This is a genomic window from Sulfuricaulis sp., assembly GCF_049587675.1.
Lineage (GTDB): Bacteria > Pseudomonadota > Gammaproteobacteria > Acidiferrobacterales > Sulfurifustaceae > Sulfuricaulis.
In genome coordinates, this window is sequence record NZ_JBAVEJ010000051.1 from 1 (window position 1) to 7,158 (window position 7,158).

The window sequence follows — 7,158 nt, forward strand, 5'->3', positions numbered from 1 at the left end:
ATTATGTAGTTGTCGGTAGATTTTACTCATTTACACTTATGCCTGTATGCACACTGTTAGGGTATCGCTTAGACATGGCATAAGAAGTATTTGAGGGTTTAGGCAGGATTGCCCCGCAAAACCCACCGTTGTGCTGTCTGCTATACGGGTTAACGACTTTCCCAGGATGGTGAAAATTCTATGTGGCATGCTGAGAATTGTCATAATCCACAGTTAGTGTTCGAGAAACATTGGCAGATGCGGGTAGAGAAAATCGCGTGACAGTAGACTGTATCGAAATGATCTGTGGTTGGCGACTAGTATGACAATTGGCGTAGTAAGCTACATCACGGCGGCGGGCATCTTCTTTGCCTTGTTCATGGTGCTGCTTACCGGCCGGACCACGGGGCTACCAAGAAGTCTGCTGGCATTTGCCGCTGCCGTCTCCTTCTTGTGGGCTGCCGCGGCGGCCTATCAAGCTGCCTTCGCTACCTCTCTCGTTATCCCCCAGCTGCTGGAACTCCTGCGCGATTTCGGATGGCTGATTTTTCTTCTGCATCTGCTGACAAACAAAGCCAGCGGGAAAGAACTGGTTTCGAAGAGCCTGACGATAACCCGGCACGGTATTTACGCATTTACAACGGTAATGGCGCTGCTGGCGTTGTATATCCACTTCAGCCGATCCGGGTTGTCGTTCATTGGCGGCATTGATTTCCAATTTGCAGGACAGTTGCTGTTGGCGGTGATCGGGCTTGTATTACTCGAGCAGGTTCTGCGCAATTCACCACCCGATTTGTTTAGAGCCATCAAATATTTATGCCTCGGCATCGGCGGGATGTTCGCCTATGATTTTTACCTTTATTCGGATGCCTTGCTTTTCCAGCGTATAGATCCCGCATTGTGGGAGGCGCGCGGATTCATCAACGCAAGCACCGTGCCAATCATAGGCATCGCGCTGGCGAGGAACCCGCAACTATCGCTAGCCTTTTTTATCTCCCGTCGTATGGTTTTTCATACCTCGGCTCTTGTCGCTAGCGGAATATATTTGATCGCAATGGGTGTGGGAGGTTATTACGTCCGCGACTATGGCGGGACCTGGGGCGTGGTCGCACAGACAATTTTTCTGTTCGGTGCCGGGTTGCTGTTATTGATTCTGCTTTTTTCGGGACAGTTGCGCGCTCGTCTGCGAGTTCTGATCAATAAACATTTTTTTCACTACAAATATGATTACCGTGAGGAGTGGCTGCGTTTCATCCGCACGCTTTCATCCAGCGACCAGGATATTCCGCTCCCGGAACGCGTTATTCGCGCTATCGCCCAGATGATCGATTGTCCGGGAGGCATCTTGTGGTTGCGGCGCGATAACGGCCGATTCGAGCCCGAGGCGCAGTGGCACATGGACCTGGAGGGTCCTGTTAGCGAACCTTCTGATAGTTCGTTTATCCGTTTCCTTGAGATTCAAAAGTGGGTGATTAACTTGGACGAGTATCAACGCGATCCCAGCCTATATAAAAGTCTGGGCGATCTGGAGATGCCGGAATGGCTCAGTGCCGTTCCTGACGCCTGGCTGATTTCGCCATTGATTTTACATGACAATTTACTGGGTTTCGTGGTGCTGGCCCGTTCGCCTGCCGGCCACAAACATTTCAATTGGGAAGATTCGGATCTGCTCAAAACAAGCGGAAGCCAGGCGGCAAGCTACTTGGCGCAGCATGCCATCTCTCAGGCCTTGGCGGAAGCGCGTCAGTTCGAAGCGTTTAACAAGCTGTCCACCTATGCCGTGCATGACCTTAAAAACCTCATTTCCCAGTTGTCCCTGGTTGTGTCGAATGCCGCGCGTCATCGTACCAATCCGCTTTTCATGGAGAACGTTATCAGCACGGTGGAAAACTCCGTATCGAAGATGAATCACTTATTGACGAGATTGCGCGACGGTGTGCAATCCGACTCCAAAAAAATGGTAAATCTGGCGAAATTGCTCGAGGAGGTGGTGCACGATGCGAGATCGACCAAACCGGCTCCGGTTCTGGAGTGCAGAGCCAGAGACCTTACCGTGACCGTGGATCGTGACCGACTGGCCTCGGTGATGGGGCATGTCATCCGCAACGCCCAAGAGGCTACGTCAGAGGAAGGACGTGTTGTTGTCAGGTTGCAAAAAGTCAATGGCCACGCTGTGGTAGAGGTGGAAGACACCGGTTGCGGAATGGATGAAGATTTTATCCGTGCGCGTCTTTTTCGCCCATTCCAGACGACAAAAGGAAAATCCGGCATGGGGATCGGCGTCCATGAAGCACGTGAATTCGTGCGCTCGTTGGGAGGCGATATCAGCGTGGAAAGCAGGCCGGGCGAAGGCACGATTTTCCGCATACTTTTCCCCCAACTGGCTGTTCTCGAGCCGGTGAGATATCAGCAGAAATTTCATTAAATACGCATTATGTCGATGAATAACAAGCTGCTGGTGGTCGAGGATGACCTTGGCCTGCAAGACCAATTACGCTGGTGCTTTGACCGCTACGAAGTCGTCATGGCAGGAAACCGCGTGAGCGCGCTGGAACAGGTTCGTCGTCATCGTCCGCCCGTTGTTACGCTGGATCTCGGGCTGCCTCCTGACGCCGATGGGATCACCGAGGGATTGGCAACCCTGGAGGAGATCGTGGCGGCAAGCCCTGATACCAAGGTGATTGTGGTCACGGGCCAGAACGATCGCGAAAACGCGGTCCGTGCCGTCGGATCCGGCGCCTACGATTTTTACTACAAGCCGATAGATCCCGTAATCCTCGGTCTGATCGTGAATCGCGCCTACCGCGTTCGTGAACTGGAGCTGGAAAACCGCGAGCTGATACAGCAAAAGGTCGAACACCCCGTGGAAGGCGTGGTGGCTTGCAGCCCTGAAATGGTGAAAGTTTGCCGCACTGTGGAGAAAGTCGCACCATCCAACGCCTCGATTCTTATTCTCGGCGACAGCGGCACTGGCAAGGAGCTCTGCGCGCGCTCGTTGCACAATCTGAGTCCTCGAGCCAGCAACCGCTTTATAGCCATCAATTGCGCGGCAATTCCTGAAAATCTTCTGGAAAGCGAACTTTTCGGATACGAAAAAGGGGCCTTTACCGGCGCCGTCAGGCAGACCCCCGGCAAAATCGAATACGCCAACAGCGGGACGTTGTTTCTCGATGAGGTCGGCGATTTACCGATGTCGTTGCAGGCGAAGCTGCTGCGTTTTTTACAGGAGCGCGTTGTTGAGAGGATCGGCGGACGCGAGGAGATTCCTGTGGATGTCCGTATCGTGTGCGCCACCCACCAGGACCTTCAGGAAAAAATTCGTATAGGCACCTTCCGCGAGGACCTATATTATCGAATCGGTGAAATTTCCATCCAAATCCCCGCCTTGAAAGAACGGAAAGGGGATATTCTCCTGTTGGCGCGGATGTTCCTCGACCGCTTTAACCGTGAGCAGGGAGGAAATCTGCGTGGATTTAGCAAGGACGCATTAGCGGCGATGGAGACCTATGGCTGGCAGGGTAATGTGCGTGAACTCATGAATCGCGTCAAAAGAGCCGTGATAATGGCTGAGGGCAAACAGGTAACTGTTAAGGATCTCGAGCTTGACGAAGTGGACGGCGCGCAAGCGGATTTCAGCCTGCGTCTCGTGAGGGAACAGGCGGAGCGCCAGGCGATTTTACGTGCACTCAGCCATGCGAACGGAAAAATCACCGAAGCGGCAGAGTTGCTCGGCGTTAGCCGTCCCACCATGTACGATTTTATCCGCAAGTTCAATCTGAAAGTCTAGGGAAACTCTGATTAATTCTTGCCGTACGTGGTGAGTTTGTCGAACCATGAGCGGCGGAGCTGCGAAATCAATATCTTGCGCTGCCCGTCCATCGACAAGCCTGTCCAGAGCGAGCCGTTCGGTCTTCGACAAGCTCAGAACGAACGGTGAGTCGAAGCCTGTGGTGAGGTGAGTCGAAGCCTGTGGTGAGCCCGTCGAAGCGGGCTCAGGACGAATGGAATTAATCAGAGGTTCCCTGGATTTCCCGGATCAAGTCAGTAATATTGAACGATTGTTACGGCACAACGACGACGTCACCACCCTGCAGGATGATATTCTGCTCCAGATCTTCTCCTTTTTCGACCCGTGAATATTTGAAGGGTATGGCTTTTAGCACGCCATGTTCCCGCCGGAGAATCTTAATCTTGTTCGCTGAGGCATAGGGATTCAGACCGCCGGCCATGCTGAGCGCCTGCATCACGTCTGTGTTCCGGATGACGATGAAATCGCCCGGTTTGTTCACACTTCCGACAACATAAATCTTGTTACCGAGACTTTGTTTTACCGAGATCGTCACGACGGGATCGGGAACGTATTTGGCGAGTTTTGTCGTGATTTCTTTCCGGAGCTGTTCGATAGTTTTACCTGATACGTCAATAACGCCGATGAGCGGGAAATTGAGACCTCCGTCCGGGCGCACCATAAGTTCTCGCTGGAGTTCTCTTTCTTTCCATACATCGATCTGCAGTACATCACCCGGTTGCACCTGGTAGGTGTCTGCAAATATTACCGCATCCGGTGCTGACGACTTTTCCGTTGATTTTACGCTTTCCGGTGATTTTACGCTTTCTGGGTCTGACGCCTGAATAGCAGGCGCTGAGCCACATGCTGTAAGAATAATGAAAAGAGTTGACGCGACAATCCTCATATAGATCGATTTCATTTGTCTGGTTACCTTCAATTGCTTGCTCGAGACAATCCGCCGATTTATTGCCAAAAACATGTCATGTCGCCGATATTGGGCATCTGACATCGTATGAAACGTCTAGTTTACCGCAAATCCAGGGGGTGCATCATCGTCAATAATTGCGCCACAAACAGCACATTTAACAGATTTGACAACCCATGGACCAGTATCAATAACGGTAGATCGCGGGTGCGCTGATACAGCCAGCCATAGAATAGCGAAGGTATGAATACCAGCGCAGCAGTGGTCCAGTGGTGGGAGAACCCGTGTACGACGGAAAAGAGGAGTGAGGTCATCAGATTCGCGCGCCATCCTGCGCCCAGGCGCGTCATGAAATAGGCGCGGAAGAACCACTCCTCGGGAAGCGCGGCAAGCAGCAGGGTGGCGAGAGTAAAATTCAGGTGCGCAGGTTGCCAGAGCAGCAATCCGCTGCCTATCGCCGCCAGGCATGTCCAGACGATGATTTGACGCGGTCTGAGGGTTACAACAGGAAGTGACCAGCGTTGATCGGCCAGCGGAAGGAAAAGCATCAGGCCGATGAGGACATAATCGCGGCCCGGATAAGAAAAAGCGGCGCAGCCCGTCAGGACTGCGCCGCTGATCCAGGGAAGATAACGCTGAATCAGGATTTTGTCTGGCGGCGATTAAACCGCAAGCGAATCCCGCCCAACCAAGTTAAGAAGCCCGCTACCAGCCACCAGTCCCCGCGCTCAAGGCCGTTAGTTGATCTTGTGCTGATACTGCAGCCGGACATGTTGGAAGGATCCGAAATATTCACGGTCGGAGTGTAGTTGGAGGGGGCGGTTGTGCCAACAAATTTGATATTAAAGTTGGCGCTGAATCCTATGAACGGCCCATCGATCATAGGGGTGCCGCTTTGGCCATCGAGAGAGCATGGGATCTGGGTACCGGTGGTACTCAAAGCGCCGAGACAACTGGCAGCGGTGTCACTGGACATGAGATCCCAGGACGTGGACGGATCGTTGAATCCATTCGGTCCGGTGAACAACGAACTGGGACCGAATACCGCGTTCTTGTTCCAGACCTCTATCACGTCTATGTTGTAGGTTCCGTTCCAGTCAAAGAGCATGTGCGCGCCAACCTGGTCCGCGCCCACGGTGAATGTATAGTTCTTGCTGGCAAGCGCGTTCGGCGTGCAGGTGCCGTTCTCCAGCTGGGCGACGGTGCAGTCCACATTGATGATATAGGTGCCCGGGCCGAAGACGCGGATGTGATGGGCGGTCCAGAGGTTCTGGAAGAATGCGTTTGTCGAGGACAGCTGCATGTGCGCGGTGGCGGGCGTCACGGGATCGCTTGTCGAGGTGTTGAACTGTTTATCCCAGGTCATCGTCACGTCGTTGGTGCCGCCGGCGACGTTGCCTTTGTCATCCATCATGGTGAAATTGTTGCCCGTCGAACTATAGCCACCGGCGGTGAGGACAGTGAAAGTGTCGCTGATCGCCGTGCCGTCACTGACCTGGCCGAGGGTAAGGATAACATCGGTCGGGGTCGCGGCGTTCGCGGACGAGATCTGGTGCACCTTGACCGTGTCGCCGTTTGTTACCGTGCCGGCGGCGCTAGTATAAGTTCCGCCGTTCTTGGAGTATTCACCCCCAGCGCAGCTTCCCACACAAGTAATGCTAATGGGCGTGGTCTGGCCTCCATCCATGCCACTGACAGTGATCGTATTCGATTCAACCAGCGTGCTGGTGGCAACTATGGGTGTGGGCGTATCCGTGAAGGTGAAAGCGTCGGGTTTTTTATCGATGACCTTGACGCTGAAAATGTCGCTGACCCCGCCGATGCTCAGCGTAGCGTTGGTTGTGGTCCCATCGCTGTTCGCGGACGAGGTTTGGTGCACCTTGACGGTATCGCCGTTTTGTACTGTGCCGGCGGTGCTGGTCCAGGTGGTTCCGCCGTCTTTGGAGTATTCGCCCCCGCTAATGGATATCGGGGAGGACACACCCGAGCCGAGACCGCTGACCAGTGTGGAATTTCCTGGGAATTTCGCATCCGCGGAATACACCGTGCTGGGTGTAGCACCGCTGGGCACATCCGCGAAGGTGAATTGATCTGGAATTACATCGACGGTCGGGTTGCAGACGGTGCCCGATGTCAGCACCAGGGTGTTGCCCGGAATGCTGAAGTTGGCGTTGAAGAACTGGAACGGGCCGCCGGCGGGCATCTGAGTGCCCGAGACGCCGTCACCCCCCGCTTGATCGACAGAGGTAAGCATCCACGGATTGGAGGCGACAGGGGCCGTACCCAGATCGTTGAAGCCCCAGGAGTGACCATCGTACAAGCAGTTGATATTGCTGCCACTAGGGGAGGTGGACTGGCACCCGGGGACCGCAATAGCACTAATGCCGGATCCGAACACGGTATTCTGATTCAACACTACGACTACGTCGATGTTAAAGCTGCCGTTCCAGTCGAACAGCATATG

Annotated in this window: 4 protein-coding genes and 1 pseudogene; 2 read left to right on the forward strand and 3 right to left on the reverse strand. The window is 53.9% G+C overall.

All coding sequences use genetic code 11. The features are described 5' to 3' along the window. The first annotated feature begins 301 nt into the window (after nt 1–301). Together prsK and prsR are read left to right on the forward strand one after the other, a co-directional pair. Nucleotides 302–2,404, forward strand: coding sequence for an XrtA/PEP-CTERM system histidine kinase PrsK (gene prsK / locus WB402_RS02640; RefSeq protein ID WP_424205367.1), 2,103 nt, complete (start codon nt 302–304; stop codon nt 2,402–2,404). A 9-nt stretch (nt 2,405–2,413) separates the two neighbouring features. Further along, on the forward strand, nt 2,414–3,766 hold the full coding sequence (gene prsR, locus WB402_RS02645; protein WP_424205368.1) for a PEP-CTERM-box response regulator transcription factor: 1,353 nt from the start codon (nt 2,414–2,416) through the stop codon (nt 3,764–3,766). A gap of 274 nt (nt 3,767–4,040) precedes the next feature. On the opposite strand, the gene WB402_RS02650 is transcribed toward prsR, so the two are convergent. From WB402_RS02650 to WB402_RS02660, 3 genes and pseudogenes are all read right to left on the reverse strand, one after another. Continuing rightward, complete coding sequence (locus WB402_RS02650) at nt 4,041–4,688, reverse strand: polysaccharide biosynthesis/export family protein (RefSeq protein WP_424205369.1); 648 nt, start codon at nt 4,686–4,688, stop codon at nt 4,041–4,043. A gap of 107 nt (nt 4,689–4,795) precedes the next feature. After that, nucleotides 4,796–5,242 (reverse strand): type II CAAX prenyl endopeptidase Rce1 family protein, encoded by a 447-nt coding sequence (locus tag WB402_RS02655; protein WP_424205370.1) that lies wholly within the window; start codon nt 5,240–5,242, stop codon nt 4,796–4,798. A gap of 92 nt (nt 5,243–5,334) precedes the next feature. After that, nucleotides 5,335–7,158: pseudogene (locus tag WB402_RS02660) on the reverse strand (hypothetical protein); the annotation flags it as partial.

Bases quoted from the DNA above. Each gene is read 5' to 3' on its own strand.
- prsK (WP_424205367.1), top strand. From the start codon at position 302: ATGACAATTGGCGTAGTAAGCTACATCACGGCGGCGGGCATCTTCTTT.
- prsR (WP_424205368.1), top strand. From the start codon at position 2,414: ATGTCGATGAATAACAAGCTGCTGGTGGTCGAGGATGACCTTGGCCTG.
- WB402_RS02655 (WP_424205370.1), bottom strand. From the start codon at position 5,242: ATGCTTTTCCTTCCGCTGGCCGATCAACGCTGGTCACTTCCTGTTGTA.
- WB402_RS02650 (WP_424205369.1), bottom strand. From the start codon at position 4,688: ATGAAATCGATCTATATGAGGATTGTCGCGTCAACTCTTTTCATTATT.